This window comes from Devosia sp. Z11_6, from assembly GCF_058133665.1.
Map to the genome: position 1 here is coordinate 406,096 of NZ_JBYUNQ010000002.1, position 16,261 is coordinate 422,356.

A 16,261-nucleotide genomic window follows, 5' to 3' on the forward strand; every position below is an offset into this window, starting at 1 on the left:
GTTCTCTGGTGCCGAAGCGTGAACGAATGGATGCCTGAATGCCGACACTTCGCTGGTTGACCCGCGACGACGATATCCGTGCCACCGAGAAGGTGCCGTATCGCCTGCTGGAGGAAGTGCCCGAACTCGGCCATGGCGACCGTGACACCGGCAACATGCTGATCCAGGGCGACAACCTGGATGCGCTCAAGGCGCTGCTGCCGTTCTATGCCGGCCAGGTGAAGTGCATCTACATCGACCCGCCTTACAACACGAAGTCGGCCTTCGAGCACTACGACGACAATCTGGAACACAGCCGCTGGCTGGCGATGATGTGGCCGAGACTGGAGTTATTGCGGGACCTGCTTGACCCCGTTGCCGGGTCCATCTGGGTCAGCATCGATGACAACGAGGGGCATTACCTCAAGGTCATGATGGACGAGGTGTTCGGGCGCGGGACATTCGTTGACACTGTCATCTGGCAAAAGGCCGATTCGCCAAGAAATTCGGCCCGTCAGTTTTCTAGCGACCACGACTACATATTTGTCTATTCCAGAAATCCGGAATGGTCTCCGAAAAGGCTGACAAGAACGACCGAAGCCAACTCCATCTACCGTAACCCCGATGATGATGCGCGCGGCCCGTGGCTACCCGGCGATCCCTATGCCAATAAGCCCTACTCGCGCGGGACCTACACGCTCACCGGTCCAACTGGACGCATGTTCTCCCCGCCTCCTGGGCGATTCTGGCGCGTGTCGGAAGAACGTATCAGGGAATTGGATGCCGATGGCCGTATCTGGTGGGGACCCAATGGCACCGCCCGACCCAGCATCAAGAGATACCTGACCGAGGTAAGCGACCTGGTCCCGCGCACCCTTTGGTCAAAGGACGATGTAGGAAGTAACCGAACTTCAAAAAACGAGATGCGGGCCCTATTCCCAGACGACGTATCGTTTGGCACCCCAAAGCCTGAACGTCTGATCGAGCGCGTGCTGCAGATCGCCACCAACCCGGGTGATCTGGTTCTGGACTCCTTCCTTGGATCCGGCACCACGGCAGCCGTTGCCCACAAAATGGGCCGGAAATACATCGGCATCGAAATGGGCGACCATGCAGCCACCCATTGTGCCCCACGCCTGAACAAGGTCATCCACGGTGAACAGGGCGGTATATCGGAGTCCCAGAGCTGGCAGGGTGGTGGTGGCTTCCGCTTCTACCGGCTTGGGCCATCGGTGTTTGACGATAACGGCCAGATACGTCCCGACATAGAATTCCCCGTGCTGGCCGCTCATATCTGGTTTTCCGAGACCCGCGCGCCCTGGACCGCGCCGGTGCCGCTATCGCCGGTGCTGGGCACAAATGATGGGAGAGCGGTTGCTCTGCTCTATAACGGCATCCTCGGCGACAAGTCGGCCAGTGGCGGCAACGTGTTGACCCGCGGGACGCTGGCGATTGTCCGCGCCGCCCTCCCGGAGGGATTTGCGGGACCGATGTCCGTCTATGGGGAGCGTTCGGCCCTGTCACCGGCAACGCTGGAGAAATTCGGCATCACCTTCAAGCAGACCCCTTATGATGTGAAGGCGCACGCCTGATGGAACTCAAAAACTACCAAGCCGCCACCCTGGATACCCTGCGCCAGTTTCTTGCCGAGGCCCGCATCACCGGCCCTGTAGCCGCCTATAACGCCATCGTGGCCCAGCCCGACCAGGCCCGGCGACTGCGCGGCTTCGCTGGGCGATACCGTCCCCTCAACGAAATGCCCGAGACTCCCTATGTATGTCTGCGGCTGCCGACCGGCGGCGGCAAAACGTTGCTGGCAGCCCACGCCGTCAACGTGGCGAAGACGGCATGGATCGAGAAAGACTTTCCGCTGGTGCTGTGGTTGGTGCCCACCACCACGATCCGGCAGCAAACGGTCGATGCGCTCAAGAATCCGCGTCATGCCTATCGAGCAGCGCTAGACACGGCATTTTCCGGTCGGGTCAGGGTGTTCGATATCGGCGACTTTACCCAGATCCTGCCGCATGACCTGAAATCGAACTGTGTCGTCGTCGTCGCCACCATCCAGACGCTAAGGGTCAACAACACCGAAGGCCGAAAGGTCTATGCCCATCACGAAATGCTGGAGCCCCATTTCACCAGCGTCCCTGCCAGGGCTCCGGGGCTGGAGGTAATCGAGGACGGGAAGCCCGGCGCGGGGACCATCAAGTTTTCCTTCGCCAACCTGCTGCACCTGCATCGCCCCCTCATGATCGTCGATGAGGCCCATACCGCCGTCACGGGCTTGTCGCGCGATATGCAAGCCCGGGTTAACCCCACCGCCATCGTGGAATTCACCGCCACCCCGCAGCCGAACTCGAACATTCTCCATTCCGTCTCCGCACAGGAACTCAAGGATGAGGAGATGATAAAGTTGCCGGTGATGCTGGCCGAGCACCAGACCTGGCAGGGTGCTGTGACGGGCGCTATCGCCAAGCGGGCCGAATTGGCCGAAGTGGCCACGACCGACCGCGAGTATATTCGCCCCATCGTTCTGTTTCAGGCCCAGAACCGCGACCAGGACGTCACCGTCGAGGTGCTGAGGCAGCACCTGACCGAGACCGAAGGCATCGCCGCCAACCGTATCGCCGTGGCGACGGGCGACCAGCGCGACCTGGACGGAATCAACCTGTTCGATCCCGCCTGTGAAATCGACTTCATCATCACCGTGCAAGCCCTTAAGGAGGGGTGGGACTGTTCATTTGCCTACGTCTTCTGTTCGGTGGCTAACATCGCCAGCGCCACCGACGCCGAGCAGCTGCTGGGCCGGGTGCTACGGATGCCCTATGCCCGCAGGCGAGCCGCTCCAGCCCTCAACCGAGCCTACGCGCATCTCACGTCCAGATCGTTTGCCGAAGCCGCCCACGCCCTCCGAGACCGTCTGGTCAGCATGGGCTTTGAGGAAACCGAGGCCGAGGCCAATATCATCCCGCAACAGCTCGACCTCGAGGACGGTCTGTTCGGCCAGGCACGTCGTGCCAAGCCCAGCGTAACCGTGACGGTCAGCGCTGACTCCGCTGCCTTGCGCGCCATCCAGGCTGCTGCGCCCGGAAAAATCACCGTCACCACAACGGCAGCGGGCGCCTCCCAGGTCAAAATCACCGGGTTCCTCAAGGCCAGCGAAAAGGCGGTGGTCTATGAAGCTTTGCCGCCAGCCGAAGCCGGTGCGCTGCGGGAGAAGGTTGCCGAATACGAATCGGCCAACCTAGGGGACGCATCGGCTGCCGAACGCGGCGAGCGTTTCACCGTTCCGGCGCTGATGACATGGGTCCAGGGCGAGCTTGAGCTGGCCGACATTGACGTGCTCATGGAAGATCACGACTGGTCGCTGGCGAACCATTCCGCCCGGATGGAGGCGGGTGAATTCGCCATCCAGGAAACCGCCGACACCTTCGAGATCGATATCGATGGGCAATCCCTCTTCGTGCGCCATAGTGACCAGAGCGCGCAGCTCCTGCTCGATATTCCCGTAGAAGGGTGGAGCGAGCAGGCGCTGGTTTTGTTCCTTGATCGGCAGGTACGCGACAAGTTCATCGGCCAAGGGGACCTCGTGCGCTGGCTGACCGACGTGGTCAACTACCTGACGGGCCCGCGCAACCTGCCCCTGTCAGTCCTGATGGCCTGCAAGTACGTTCTCGCTCGCAAGATCAAGGATCGTATCGCCGCCATCCGGGCCCAGGAACGCCAGGGCGTCTATCAGCGCTCGCTGTTCGCCCCGGAAGCCAAGCCGGAAATCTCGTTCGATACCGGTTTCGTTTTCGCCGACGACATGTTCGCCGATGTCCGGCGCTATCGAGGCAACTACCGGTTCAACAAGCATTTTACCGCCGAGGTGCCGTTTTTTGACGGTGCCGATGAAGGCGAGGAACTCGATTGCGCCAAGGCCCTGGACGCCACCGGCGCCGTCAAGCACTGGATCAGGAACGTCGCCCGCCATCCAAGCGCGTTTTGGCTACCCACCGCTTCCGGGCGTTTCTATCCCGACTTCGCGGCCGAGTTGAAAGATGGCCGGATCCTCGTCGTCGAATACAAGGGTGCCCACCTTATCGACGCTGCCGACACCGACGAGAAGCGGGCCATCGGCGCACTATGGGAAAGGGCAAGTCAAGGCAAGGGCGTGTTTTTAATGGTCGAGAAGCAGGTGAATGGGCAGGATGTACGCGGACAGATCGCGGCAGGTCTCGATAGTAAGCTGTCGCGCTAGACGCCGCCCGACAATGCCAGGCGGCGGATGCGTGACTTCAGGACAGCGCCTTCACCTCAGCGTAGAGCTTGCGGAGGTGTTCGTCCGACATATCCATGATCGGCTCGTACATGAAAGCGTTGAGATGGATGTTTTCGGGCGTCATCAACATCACACGATCGAGGATCGGGCCCGCTGAGTGGCCGGGAAAATCGTTCCTAAACCTGCTCAACAAGACCGGTGTTTGGTTGAAGGTAATGGCGTCCACAAACGCAGAGTCAGCGATCTTGCCCACCATGTACTGCTCCGCCTTCAGGCGGATTGCGATTGAGAGAACAATCTTATTCTCGAAGTTCGCGCCGACACCTGCCACCAAGCAGTCTTCTGCCGCCTGAAAGATGGCGTCAGTCACCGATGTCGCGCCGTTGGCAGGTTTCTCCGTCCCACCAAAAAGGTCATTGTAGATGCCGCAGAGGTCATCCTGCGTCATGCTTTGTGAGTCTGCTTTCCAGTGCAAAAGTGACGTCAGACGAATGTAATCGGCGTGCTGCTCACCCCTAGTGAATTCCAGCAAGTTGCGCATGAACGGAATCGAGCCAATGCGCTTTTTGTCGTCTGAGAAGAAGTTTTTCTTCCAGTCATTGATGAAGACATTGTCGATGCCGATGGCCTTGTTGAGGGTGATGCCAGTGGCGCTCTTGGCCACCATCAGGCAGTTTCCATAGCCGACGAACCTTCCTTTCACCGTCCGGAAAAAGTCGAAGTTGTGCGTCAGGATGACCTGTCGGAAATTGTCGCCATCAGCGACATCCTTGAGGTACTGAATGATCGCGTATTTGTTTTTGTAGTCGAACGAGTCCGCGATGTCGTCAACGATCACTAGCGTCTTGATGCCGGCCTTTTGCCGCGCCTGGATCTCAAAGATGATGTTGAGAATATAGAGGGCCTTCTTCTCGCCGGTGCTCAGTGCAGCCATCAGCGCAGGGCGGTCGATGCTTGCCGAGTCCGCACCATCCTCGAATGTGAAGCCGAGGCTAAGCATAGGCTCTTGCCCCAGCACGACCTCGGTTCGGTTCTTAGCCGTTAGCTTGAAGGGGACGAAGAAGCGGTCGTTGAAGATCTCGATAACCTCTTCCCACTGCGTCCGTTCCTTACCTGCTTCGACTTCAATTTCCGCGCGCCGCTTTTGGGCAGCCCGATACTTTTCGACCAGGTCGGCGTACTTGTCGACGTGAGTCTTCAGGTAAGACTTCCAGACCTCCTCGCGGAACCCTGCCATGTTCTCAAGGAAGGGCAGGATGTCCTCATGTTCCGAAAGGTAGGCATCGAAGGTGCGCATGCCGGCATTCTTTTGGAGCAGATTTTCAATTTCGGAAAACCTTTTGCGAAGCTCAGCGTCTTCGGTGATCGCCTCCTTTTCCCTCGCAATCAACTCCTCCAATTCTTCACGTGTAGTGATTTCCTTCGGCGCGTCCGAGTGTAGCCGGATCGAGTGCTTCGCTTTGAAGAAGCCGTTATCGGCCAAGCTCTTAGCAATCGTCCCAGCGTTGTAGTAATTAAAAACACCTTTTTTGAAATAGATAGAGGCTGCCAGGAGCTCATTGTATTTTTCGATATATTCCTTGATCACTGAATTGACGTCAGGCGTTGCGAGGAACTCAATCGCCTTTTCATCGAAGATAATATCGTACTTCAGATCGGCAAACGGCGCCTCTTTCTGTTCTTTCAGCTCTTCATCGATCCTCAAGAGTGCTTTGAAAAACTGATTATCACTCGTCGTGAAGGTCCGAGAGATTTCCTTTTCCAAATCTTTTTTGGATCCCGACTGCTTCTTGAGGGCCTTCAGGAGAGTGTCTTTGGCCTCCTCGGTCTCCAAGTGCAACTGCTCGTACTCAAGGCGCAAGACAGAATTGACGAGTAGTGTTGAAGTCTTCTCCGTGTGGCCAAAGACTTCATCATACGGCTGAACGACTAGAACACTGTCCGCACCAATTTGATTCCCCGTCTCGTCCTTTATCGAACGTTTTCCAATTCGCGCAGGGAAAATGCGGTCTCCCGAAGCAGTGCCATTCGCAACATCTTGGAATGTTTTCGCGAACGATGTCTTCATGGCGCCGTTTGGGGCATAAATAGCATAAGCTTTAGACTTCTTGCTGAAGTCAAATGATGCCTTCAGCGACTTTATTCCATAGCAATATTCCAAATCGACTTCGAGCATGTCCATCTGCGTCCCCCCATTTTTACAGGAAGCTTTGCCATACCCCAGACGATGTGTCGATCCAGGCGTTCGACCGTCTGCTCACGACGCGCTAGCAGTCGCATGAGATCGACCGTAGTCAGACCGCCACTGGTCGATCTCGGCACGGTATTGGTTGTCAAACCCAGCAGCGGGCCCACCGGTACGCAGAAATAGTGGGCATGCTATAGGTGAGACATTTGTGCACACAACATCAGGAGGTTGTGGCCGCCGGCGGCGGCGACTTCGAGGGCGCGGCGGGCGACGAGTTGCCCGCGCACTTCGCTCAAATCTGGCAGGCCGCCATTGGTCTGGTGCTTGCGCGGCAGTGGCCGCGGGGCGCGCTGATGGCCGGTCAGGTGATTGACCAAGGCCAAAAGACTTTCGGCAGCGACGATGTCGATGTCTTCCCCGGCCCAAGCGGCTTCGGGGCCGCAGGCTTCGGGGCAGATGATGCCAAGGTCGCGGGCACCAGCGGCAATAGCAGCAGGCAGGATGCCATTTACGGGAGCGAGGCGGCCATCGAGCCCCAGTTCGCCCAGGGCAAGGAAACCTTCCAGCGCATCCTGCGGAATGGCGCCGATCGCGGCCATCAGCCCCAGGGCGATGGGCAAATCATAATGGCTGCCTTCCTTGGGCAGGTCGGCGGGAGCGAGATTAACGGTGATGCGCTTGGGCGGCAGGCTCAGCCCCGAAGCGAGCAGCGCAGCGTAAACCCGTTCGCTCGATTCCTTGACCGCCTTATCGGGCAAACCGACCATGAGAAACTTGGGCAGGCCTGGCGCAATCTGCACCTGGACATCGACCGGCACCGCCTCGATGCCCTGAAAAGCCACAGTCGCAACCCGGGTTACCATGTACGCCATTCCCCCAGAACAGGAGGAGGCTAGCAGAGCACTGCCGCTCCAACAAGAACGTTCGGCGAACATTAAATAGGGGTTAACCACGAGGCGCCGGATTGGAGTTAACGCAAGCTTCCCTTAACCGCGCCATGTTGAATGAAAGGCTCGCCTGGTCGTACACGAGTATATTCATGCCCCCAGTCTGCGCGCGCCGTTTTTCTTCCATGCTCAAGGGCGCCGCAATGGCGGCAATGGTGGTGCTGCTTGCCGCGTGCGCGAGCGGCGGTGGACTTTATGGCCCGATCGACGGGGACAACCGGCCTCATGCCGGAGTGGACCGGGCGCGCAAAATGCCGATCCAGGGGATCGATGTGGCGCGCTACCAATCCCATATCGACTTTTCGACGGCGCTGCGCTCGGGCATCGCCTTTGTGTTCATGAAGGCTACGGAAGGAAAGGATTACATCGATCCGAACTTCCGCCGGAACTGGGCGGCCGCACGCGATGCGGGCATGCCGCGCGGCGCCTACCACTTCATGACCTGGTGTTCGCTCGCCTCCGAGCAGGCGCAGTGGTTCATCGCCAATGTGCCCAATGATCCTGACGCGCTGCCGCCCGTTCTGGATCTGGAGTGGAACAATCATTCCTCGTGCAAGGTGAAGCCATCGCGGGCCGATGCGCTGGAAAAGATCCGGGTGATGCTGGCGGCAATGGAAGCCCATACCGGCAAGCTGCCCATCATCTATACCGACATGAACTTCCACCGCGACGTGCTGGATGGGGAGTACTTCCCCAATGCGTTCTGGTTGCGCTCCACGGCTGCCGAGCCGCATGAGCGCTATCGTAACCGCGGCTGGACGTTCTGGCAGTGGACGCAGACTGGCGTCGTGCCCGGCATCCGAGGTGAAGTGGACCGCAACGCCTTTTACGGTGATCGGAATGACTGGATCAATTTCCTGATGACGGGCTGCGATCCACGCTCATTTGCCGCCCTTGCCCCCACTGGCCGGTGCCGCGTCTACAAATAGGGCGCCGTCACTTGTCAGCCGCGGTGGCGAGGACTAGATTCCAGCCCGTCTTCCGGGCTCAGCCCGGCGCAGAGGAGAACAGCCATGGCTAAAGGTCAGATGCGCAGCAACAAGGAAGCCAAGAAGCCCAAAAAGGACAAGCTGGAAACAGCAAAGCCGATCACGGGCCTTGGTAGCGGCAGCACCGGCAATACCGGCAAGAAGTAAGCATGCCGAGCAAATGCGAATGAGCGACTGGCACAAGGCCGGTCGCTTTTTTGTTGTTGGGGGCTGCAACGGGGGCCAGCAGCGCGAGCGCCTGAATCGGCGCCACGGGCGCGAGCGCCCAAAGAAGGGGCGCCGCGGGCGCGAGCGCCCAAAGAAGGGGCGCCGCGGGATTAGCTGGCCAAGGGGCGGAAGATGCCGCTCGAGGCAATGCCATCAAAGATGAACTGCACCGCCAGGGCCGACAGCAGCACGCCGACCACGCGTGACACCACATGGGCGCCGGTGACACCCAGCAAGCGCTGGATGGGGATGGCGAGACGCAGCATCACATAGGTCAGCAGCAAGATGGTGAGCAGGCCCGCGATCACCGCGGCGTCCTTGACGTAATCGCCTTCCGAACCAGCGATGAGCAGGATCACGGCGCTGATGGCGCCGGGCCCGGCGATCAATGGGGTGGCGAGAGGAAAGACGGAAATGTCGGCGCGCTCGCGCGCTTCGATATCTTCCTCGGTGGTAGTGGAGGTGCCGCCAGATGAGCGAGCGAACACCATGTCGATGGCAATGAGGAGCAGCAGCACGCCGCCGGCCGTGCGCAGTGCCGGCAAGGTAATGCCGAAGAGCGCAAGGAGCGGTTCGCCGAAGAGCGCGAAGAAGAGCAGGATCAATCCGCCGATCAGCACCCCGCGAAGCGCCAGGCGGCGCCGCTCGGGCGAGGAGGTGTCGCGCGTGAGCGCCAGGAACACCACGGCCAGATCGGCGGGGCCGATGGTGGCGAAAAAAGTGGTAACCGCCAGCAGATAGGTATCGACCGGCATCAGCACACCGCCCTTAAGTTAAGTCGCACGATCAGCGGCGGCGCCGTTCGATGGCATCAAGGATCATCACCGCAATATCGGGACCGCCAAAGCGCTTGATCTCGCGAATGCCGGTGGGCGAGGTGACATTGATCTCGGTGAGGTAGTCGCCGATCACGTCGATACCGACAAAGATCATGTCGCGCTCCTTGAGCGCGGGGCCGATGGCAGCGCAGATCTCGCGCTCGCGGGCGGTGAGTTCGGACAGTTCCGGGCGGCCACCCACATGCATGTTGGAGCGCGATTCCCCTTCGGCGGGAATGCGGTTGAGGCCTGCGACGGGCTCGCCATCGATGAGGATGATGCGCTTGTCGCCTTTGCGGACATCGGGCAGATATTTCTGCACCATGAAGGGTTCGCGGAAGCTGAGCTCAAACAGCTCGATCAGGGAGGCGAGGTTATGGTCGCCCTCCTGAAGGAAGAAGACACCGGCGCCGCCATTGCCGTAAAGGGGCTTGAGGATGATGTTGCCATGCTCCTGGCGGAAGGCGCGGATCATCTCGCGATCGCGCGTCACTAGGGTGGGCGGCATCAGCTCGGGAAAATCGGTGACGAGGATCTTTTCGGGCGCATTGCGCACCGCAGCGGGCGGATTGACCACGAAGGTTTTCGGGTGCAGCCGCTCGAGAATATGGGTGATGGTGGTATAGCTCATGTCGAAGGGCGGATCCTGGCGCATCAGGATCACATCCTGCTCGCCCAGATCGATGCGCGTGAACGCCCCCAGCTTAAAGTGCTCGCCCTTGGGCTTGTCGAAGACCTCGACCGGTGCGGCGAGGGCGGAAACGGTGGTGCCGCGCAGGCCGAGCGTGTCGGGTGTATAATATACCAGCGCATGGCCGCGCGCCTGAGCTTCGAGCATCATGGCAAAGGTGGAGTCGCCGGCGGGATTGATGCTGGCAATGGGGTCCATCTGGACGGCGATCTTGAGTGACATGCAGAGGTCCTAGGAAGCGTCGAAAGCGTTGATGTGATGGCGCGGCCAAGCCCAGGGCGCAAGGAAAATCACGTCAAAGCGCAGATTGGCTTGGGCATAGGCGGGGTGGCGCGAGAGCCAGTAGTGGGCGGCGCGGCTGATGCGGGCCTGGTTCACCTGGGTGAGCGCCTCGCCTTCCTGGGCTCTCGAAGCACGCGCCTTGACCTCAACAAAGACCGTGGTGCCCCAACGCTGGGCGATCAAGTCGATTTCGCCAAGCGGGGTTTTGTGGCGGCGGGCAAGAATGCGGTAGAGCTTGAGCTGGAGAAAGAGCGCGGCCAGGGCTTCAGCGCGTTCGCCCCCGCGGTTGGCGCGCTGGCGGGCGCGGCTGGGTTCAGTCGGTGGCTTTAAGGGCGAGGGCGGCATCATAGACCTCCTTGCGCTTGAGCCCAAAGCGGGCGGTGACAGCGTCAACCGCGGCGCGGAGGGGCTGGTCGGCCATTTCGGCAAGGAGCGCGGCCTGCCAATCGGCCGCGTCGGGGGCCGGAGCTTCGGCCGCGCCGGCGACAACGATAACGGCTTCGCCCTTGGTATCGCCTTCGGCGAAGCTCTCAGCGAGTTCGGCCAGAGTGCCGCGCTGCACGCGTTCGAAGCGCTTGGTGAGCTCGAGGGCGACGGCCGCTTGCCGGTCCGGACCGAGAATTTCGGCCATAGCCACCAAAGTATCGTCGAGGCGGCGCGGGGATTCGTAGAACACCAGAGTTTCACGTGAAACCGAAAGGGCGGCAAGCGCGGTGGCGCGAGCGCCCGCCTTGGCCGGCAAAAAGCCGTGAAAGGCAAAGGCGTCGGTCGGCAGGCCCGCGACGACAAGAGCGGAAAGAAGTGCTGAGGCGCCGGGGACGGCAAAGACCGGCAGGTCGGCGGCGGCCAGGGCGCGGATCAGGGGAAAGCCGGGATCGGAAAGCAAGGGCGTGCCGGCGTCGGAAATCAGCGCCAGGGCTTCGCCGGCGGCGATGCGCGCAACGATGTCGTCCGCCTTGGCGCGTTCATTGTGTTCGTGCAGCGCCACGCGACGGGTCTTGATGCCGTAATGATCGAGCAGGCGCGCGGACATGCGGGTGTCCTCGCACAGTACCGCGGCTGCGGCGGCGAGGGTTTCAAGGGCGCGGATGGTGATGTCGCGCAGATTGCCGATGGGGGTAGCAACCACGTAAAGGCCGGGCGCCAGGGGTGGGGCCTCGAGCTTGGTGCCGGCGATGAAGAACTCTGAACTCATGGGCGCAAGGCTAGCACGCAGGCGCGCGCCACCCAATCGCTAAGCGGCAAGATCGGCAACGACGGCGTCGAGCACCGGCCAGCCGCGATCGGTGACGCGGATATTGCCGTTGGGCAGGGTTTCCACAAAGCCATAGCCCTTGAGATCCTCGATCTGGCGCTGGCTGATGCGGCGCCCCGACAGCGCGGTGAAGCGCTGGGGCGATATGCCTTCCTTGAGGCGCAGGCCCATGACGAGGAATTCGTCGCCCTGCTCTTCCCAGGTCAACACATCATCGGTGACGAGGCCATGGCCCTGCGCCAGCACCTTTTCCTGCCACTTGAAGGGCAGCTTTTCGGCGGCGGTGGCGTGGCGCTGGTTGTTGATCAAGAGGCGCCCATGCGCGCCGGGGCCGATGCCGGCATATTCGCCATAGCGCCAGTAGAGCATGTTGTGCTGGCTTTCCTGGCCGGGGCGGGCGTGGTTGGAAATCTCATAGGCGGGCAGGCCGGCGGAGGCCGTGAGTTCCTGAGTCAGCTCATAGAAATCGGCGGACAGATCCTCATCGGGCATAATGAGCTTGCCGGCGCGATGCAGGTCGAAATAGCGCGTGCCCTGCTCGATGGTGAGCTGGTAGAGCGAGATATGGCCACGCGCGAGCCAGAGGCCTTCCTTGAGCTCGTCTTCCCAATCCTCGAGGGTTTGACCGGGGCGGGCATAGATCAGATCGAAGCTCGAGCGATCAAAGATCGACTGGGCGATGCGCACGGCAGCGATAGCTTCATCGACGGTGTGGCGGCGGCCGAGGTCAGCCAACGGCTTGTCGCGCAGGGACTGCACGCCGAGCGAGACACGGTTGATGCCGGCGGAACGAAAACCCTTGAAGCGGTCTACTTCGACGCTGGTGGGATTGGCTTCGAGCGTGATCTCGGCGCGTGGTTCGACCGTCCAATGGGCGGCGATGGTATCGAGAATGGTGCCGACGGCCCACGGGCTCATCAGCGAGGGCGTGCCGCCGCCAAAAAAGATCGACTGCACGACCCGGCCGGGAGTGAGGCTGGCGGTATGGGCAATCTCGCGCTGATAGGCGGCGACAAAGGCCTGCTCATCGAGCGGGCCGCGATGCACATGGGAATTGAAATCGCAGTAGGGGCACTTGGCCGCGCAAAAGGGCCAGTGCACATAAACGCCAAAGAGGTCGTTACGGCTCATGCGGCAGCCCCCTCATGTGGGTTGGTGGCGTGGCAGCGATTGGCGGGCACGCGATCAAGCCTGCTCAATTTGGCCCTCGACGAATTTGGCAAAGGCGCGGGCGCGGTGGGAGAGACCCTCCTGACCCGGAGCCCAGCCATGTTTGACGCGCGAGGGCATTTCGCCAAAGGTGACGTCGAAGCCTTCGGGCATGAAGACGGGATCAAAGCCGAAGCCGACATCGCCGCGTGGCGGCCAGACCAGTGTGCCATCGATGCGGCCCTCGTAGAGGGCGTCGCGGCCATCGGGATGGGCGAGGCAAAGCGTGGCGCGGAAGGAGCCGTGGCGCTGGGCTGGCGTTGTGGCATTGGCAGCCTGGAGGGCATCCTCGACGCGCTTCATGCCGTGATTAAAGTCGCGGTTGGGGCCGGCCCAATTGGCGGTGTAGACGCCGGGATCGCCGCCCAGCGCATCCACGCACAGGCCGGAATCATCGGACAGGGCCAGCATATTGGCGGCGCTCGCGGCGGCATGGGCCTTGATGCGGGCGTTTTCGGCAAAACTGGTGCCGGTTTCATCGGGCTCGGGCAGATCAAGCTGCGCGGCCGAGATCAGCTCGAGCCCGAAGGGGGCAAACAATTCCCGGAATTCGGCCAGCTTGCCGGCATTGTGCGACGCCAGCACGAGGCGGTCACCAGCGCGAAGACGGGGAATGGCGGTCATTTGGGGGATCCTTGCCGGGCCTTGCTGCGCCCGGCCGAGGCGCGGGCGGATTGATCAAGGGCGCGCGCCACATCATGCCAGATGGGGCAATTGGTGCCGGGCGTGCTGCGGCCGCTTGCCTGGGGGGCAGTCGTGGCGGCGCCGCTTTTCTTGCCGAAAAACAGGTTCATGCTTGCAGTGCTGCTGTTTGAAGGCGGGTGAGTTCGGCGATGCCGGTTTCGGCCAGGCCCATGAGCTGGTCGAGCTCGTCGCGGCTGAACGGGGCGCCTTCGGCGGTGCCCTGGATTTCCACGAACTTGCCCGAGCCGGTCATAACGAAATTGGCATCGGTATGGGCTTCGACATCTTCAAGATAATCGAGATCGAGCACCGGGGTGCCGCGATAGATGCCGCAGGACACGGCGGCCACGGAATCGCGCAAGGCCGGACCGCGGGTAAGCTTGCGCTCCTCCATCCAGCGGATGGCATCGGCAAGCGCGATATAAGCGCCGGTGATGGCGGCGGTGCGGGTACCGCCATCGGCTTCGAGTACGTCGCAATCGAGGGTGACCTGGTTTTCGCCCAGCATGGGGAGATCCACCACGGCGCGCAGCGAGCGACCGATGAGGCGCTGGATTTCCTGGGTGCGGCCCGATTGCTTGCCGGCGGTCGCTTCGCGGCGGGTGCGCGAGCCGGTGGCGCGGGGCAGCATGCCGTATTCGGCAGTGACCCAGCCCTGGCCCTTGTTGCGCAGCCAGCCCGGCAGATTGGTTTCCACCGAAGCGGTCACCAGAACCTTGGTATCGCCGAACGAGACAAGGCAGGATCCCTCGGCTTTCAGCGAAACATTGCGCTCGATGGAAATCGCGCGCATCTGGTTGGGTTCGCGTCCGGAAGGGCGCATAGGCAATCACCTTGGCAGTAAAAAACAGTTAACCGCCTCTTAACCCTCTCTGCAGGTCCTCACAAGCCAGGCTGGCTTGGCGAATGGCCGCAATGCCCCTAAATGAATGGGGAGGGTTAAAGCCGACAATTTGAACGAATATGATGGTCAAGCCACCCGAAGACTTTCTCGCCGTCCTCAATACGCGCAGCCAGGATATCTTCCGGCGCATCGTGGAGCGCTATCTCGACACGGGCCAGCCGGTGGGTTCGCGTGATCTGAGCCGCATGCTGCAACTGGGCCTGTCGCCCGCTTCGGTGCGCAATGTGATGGCCGATCTCGAGGATCTCGGGCTGATTGCCGCACCCCATGTTTCGGCCGGGCGCGCGCCCACCCAGGAGGGCCTGCGCTTTTTCGTTGATGCGATGCTGGAAGTGGGTGCCGTCGACGAGCGCGAGCGCAATCGCATTGCCCAGCACATCGCCGAAACCGCGCAGGGCGGGCAGGTGGAAGACCTCCTCGCCGAGGCCAGCCAGCTGCTGTCGGGGCTAAGCCAGGGCGCGGGCGTGGTGATCGCGACCAAAGCGGATATGGTGCTCAAGCACATCGAATTTGTCCGGCTCGACCAAGCTCGCGCGATGGCGATCCTGGTGGGGGAGGACGGGCAGGTGGAAAACCGCATCCTGCCCCTGCCCCCGGGCCTGACCGCCAGTGCGCTGCAACAGGCCAGCAATTACCTTGCCCATCATGTGGTGGGGCGCACCATTGCGGAAGCGCGCAAGGCGCTGGGCGAGCAGCGCGCCGAGCAGCGGACGGAACTGGACGAGCTGACCCAAAAGCTGGTTGATTCCGGGATCGCGACACTGAGCCAGCCATCGCCGGCGGCGCAGCCCACGGTGATCGTGCGGGGCCGGGCCAATCTGTTGAATGACACCATGGCGTCCGAAGACATGGCGCGCATGCGACAGCTATTCGACGAACTCGAAAGCAAGGACGGGTTGCTGGAGCTCTTGGGAGATGCGGAAAACGCCCAGGGCGTGCGCATCTTTATCGGCTCGGAAAACAAGTTGTTTTCCCTTTCGGGATCTTCGGTGATCCTGAGCCCCTACAAGGACGCCAATGACAAGGTGGTGGGCGTGCTTGGGGTTATCGGGCCGACGCGGCTCAATTATGCCCGTATCGTGCCGGTGGTGGACTATACCGCCAATGTCATCACCTCGATGATGGCGCGCAAGGGGCGCGGCTAGGGAGGGTTGAAAAAGCCGGTGCATTGACCGATATCGGGGGCAAATTCATTCCCAATGCGAAAGCTTGCCCTTATGAGCGACGAAAACACCTCGCCCAGCGAAGAATTCGAGATCGAAACGCCCGTACCGGAAAGCGAAGTGGATCCCGTGGAAGCCTTGCGCGCCGAGAATGCCGAGCTCAAGGACCGGGTGCTGCGCACGGCAGCGGAGATGGAAAACCTGCGCAAGCGCATGGAACGCGATATTGCCGATACGCGCTCCTATGCCATTTCCGGGTTTGCCCGCGACATGCTCTCGGCCACCGATGCACTGAGCCGGGCGCTGATGGTGCTGCCGCCCGAAGCGCGCGAATCGGGCGATGCCACGACCAAGTCCCTGATCGAGGGCATCGAGATGACCGAGCGCGAAATGCAGCGCCTGCTGGCCAAGCATGGCGTCAAGCCGATCGAAGCCGAAGGACAGAAGTTCGATCCGCACAAGCACCAGGCGATGTTTGAAGTGCCCGATCCCAGCCATCCCGAAGGGACGGTGGTGCAGGTGGTGCAGACCGGCTTTGCCATCGGCGATCGCGTGCTGCGCCCGGCGATGGTTGGTGTGGCCAAGGGTGGCCCCCGCGCCGCAGACGGCGCCGAAACTGTTGATAAATCAGCCTGATTGCTTAGGTACGGTTCTGAAAATCCCCGCTTTGGCGGGGATTTT

15 protein-coding genes and 1 pseudogene are annotated in these 16,261 nt (G+C 61.3%); 6 read left to right on the plus strand and 10 right to left on the minus strand.

Annotation, left to right across the window (positions count from 1 at the left end; genetic code table 11):
• Positions 1–38 precede the first annotated feature (38 nt).
• Both AC3YMN_RS07170 and AC3YMN_RS07175 read left to right on the plus strand, forming a co-directional pair.
• Positions 39–1,571 carry a site-specific DNA-methyltransferase gene (locus tag AC3YMN_RS07170; RefSeq protein WP_489889485.1) on the plus strand — a complete coding sequence of 511 codons (1,533 nt, stop codon included), beginning with the start codon at positions 39–41 and terminating at the stop codon, positions 1,569–1,571.
• Positions 1,571–4,222, plus strand: coding sequence for a DEAD/DEAH box helicase (locus tag AC3YMN_RS07175; RefSeq protein WP_489889486.1), 2,652 nt, complete (start codon positions 1,571–1,573; stop codon positions 4,220–4,222). The genes AC3YMN_RS07170 and AC3YMN_RS07175 overlap by 1 nt, the downstream gene beginning before the upstream one ends.
• A 37-nt stretch (positions 4,223–4,259) precedes the next feature.
• Here the strand turns inward: AC3YMN_RS07175 and AC3YMN_RS07180 are convergent, their stop codons facing one another.
• Entirely contained in the window at positions 4,260–6,425 is a 2,166-nt protein-coding gene (locus AC3YMN_RS07180) for a phage infection protein (protein ID WP_489889487.1), read from the minus strand.
• Between the two features lie 224 nt (positions 6,426–6,649).
• A pseudogene (locus AC3YMN_RS07185) lies at positions 6,650–7,294 on the minus strand (magnesium chelatase domain-containing protein); the annotation flags it as partial.
• Positions 7,295–7,470: 176 nt separating this feature from the next.
• Between AC3YMN_RS07185 and AC3YMN_RS07190 the strand changes: the two are divergent.
• The gene (locus AC3YMN_RS07190) at positions 7,471–8,307 is read left to right on the plus strand and encodes a glycoside hydrolase family 25 protein (RefSeq protein WP_127755004.1); all 837 of its coding nucleotides are present in this window, start codon (positions 7,471–7,473) and stop codon (positions 8,305–8,307) included.
• Between the two features lie 84 nt (positions 8,308–8,391).
• Complete coding sequence (locus AC3YMN_RS07195; RefSeq protein WP_282567566.1) at positions 8,392–8,514, plus strand: hypothetical protein; 123 nt, start codon at positions 8,392–8,394, stop codon at positions 8,512–8,514.
• Positions 8,515–8,684: 170 nt separating this feature from the next.
• Here the strand turns inward: AC3YMN_RS07195 and AC3YMN_RS07200 are convergent, their stop codons facing one another.
• From AC3YMN_RS07200 to rph, 8 genes are read right to left on the minus strand one after another with little or no spacing between them, the layout of a single operon-like run.
• Complete coding sequence (locus AC3YMN_RS07200; RefSeq protein ID WP_489889488.1) at positions 8,685–9,329, minus strand: MarC family protein; 645 nt, start codon at positions 9,327–9,329, stop codon at positions 8,685–8,687.
• Between the two features lie 31 nt (positions 9,330–9,360).
• Positions 9,361–10,305 (minus strand): glutathione synthase, encoded by a 945-nt coding sequence (gshB, locus tag AC3YMN_RS07205; RefSeq protein WP_489889489.1) that lies wholly within the window; start codon positions 10,303–10,305, stop codon positions 9,361–9,363.
• 9 nt (positions 10,306–10,314) lie between these two features.
• Positions 10,315–10,710, minus strand: a complete 396-nt coding sequence (locus AC3YMN_RS07210) for a YraN family protein (RefSeq protein WP_489889490.1) — start codon at positions 10,708–10,710, stop codon at positions 10,315–10,317.
• Positions 10,679–11,560: a 16S rRNA (cytidine(1402)-2'-O)-methyltransferase gene (gene rsmI, locus AC3YMN_RS07215; RefSeq protein ID WP_489889491.1), complete on the minus strand. Its 882-nt coding sequence runs from the start codon at positions 11,558–11,560 to the stop codon at positions 10,679–10,681. Before rsmI ends, AC3YMN_RS07210 begins: the two co-directional genes overlap by 32 nt.
• Before the next feature lie 39 nt (positions 11,561–11,599).
• Positions 11,600–12,751: a radical SAM family heme chaperone HemW gene (gene hemW / locus AC3YMN_RS07220; RefSeq protein ID WP_172121724.1), complete on the minus strand. Its 1,152-nt coding sequence runs from the start codon at positions 12,749–12,751 to the stop codon at positions 11,600–11,602.
• 54 nt (positions 12,752–12,805) lie between these two features.
• Positions 12,806–13,453, minus strand: coding sequence for a non-canonical purine NTP pyrophosphatase (locus tag AC3YMN_RS07225; protein ID WP_489889492.1), 648 nt, complete (start codon positions 13,451–13,453; stop codon positions 12,806–12,808).
• On the minus strand, positions 13,450–13,623 hold the full coding sequence (locus AC3YMN_RS07230; RefSeq protein WP_489889493.1) for a hypothetical protein: 174 nt from the start codon (positions 13,621–13,623) through the stop codon (positions 13,450–13,452). The genes AC3YMN_RS07225 and AC3YMN_RS07230 overlap by 4 nt, the downstream gene beginning before the upstream one ends.
• Entirely contained in the window at positions 13,620–14,336 is a 717-nt protein-coding gene (gene rph, locus AC3YMN_RS07235; RefSeq protein WP_489889494.1) for a ribonuclease PH, read from the minus strand. Before rph ends, AC3YMN_RS07230 begins: the two co-directional genes overlap by 4 nt.
• 143 nt (positions 14,337–14,479) lie before the next feature.
• Here rph and hrcA point away from each other — a divergent pair, with 143 nt between their 5' ends.
• Positions 14,480–15,562 carry a heat-inducible transcriptional repressor HrcA gene (gene hrcA / locus AC3YMN_RS07240; protein WP_210258582.1) on the plus strand — a complete coding sequence of 361 codons (1,083 nt, stop codon included), beginning with the start codon at positions 14,480–14,482 and terminating at the stop codon, positions 15,560–15,562.
• Positions 15,563–15,634: 72 nt separating this feature from the next.
• A complete protein-coding gene (gene grpE / locus AC3YMN_RS07245; RefSeq protein WP_489889495.1) occupies positions 15,635–16,216 on the plus strand; it encodes a nucleotide exchange factor GrpE in 582 nt (193 codons plus the stop codon).
• Positions 16,217–16,261: the final 45 nt, after the last annotated feature.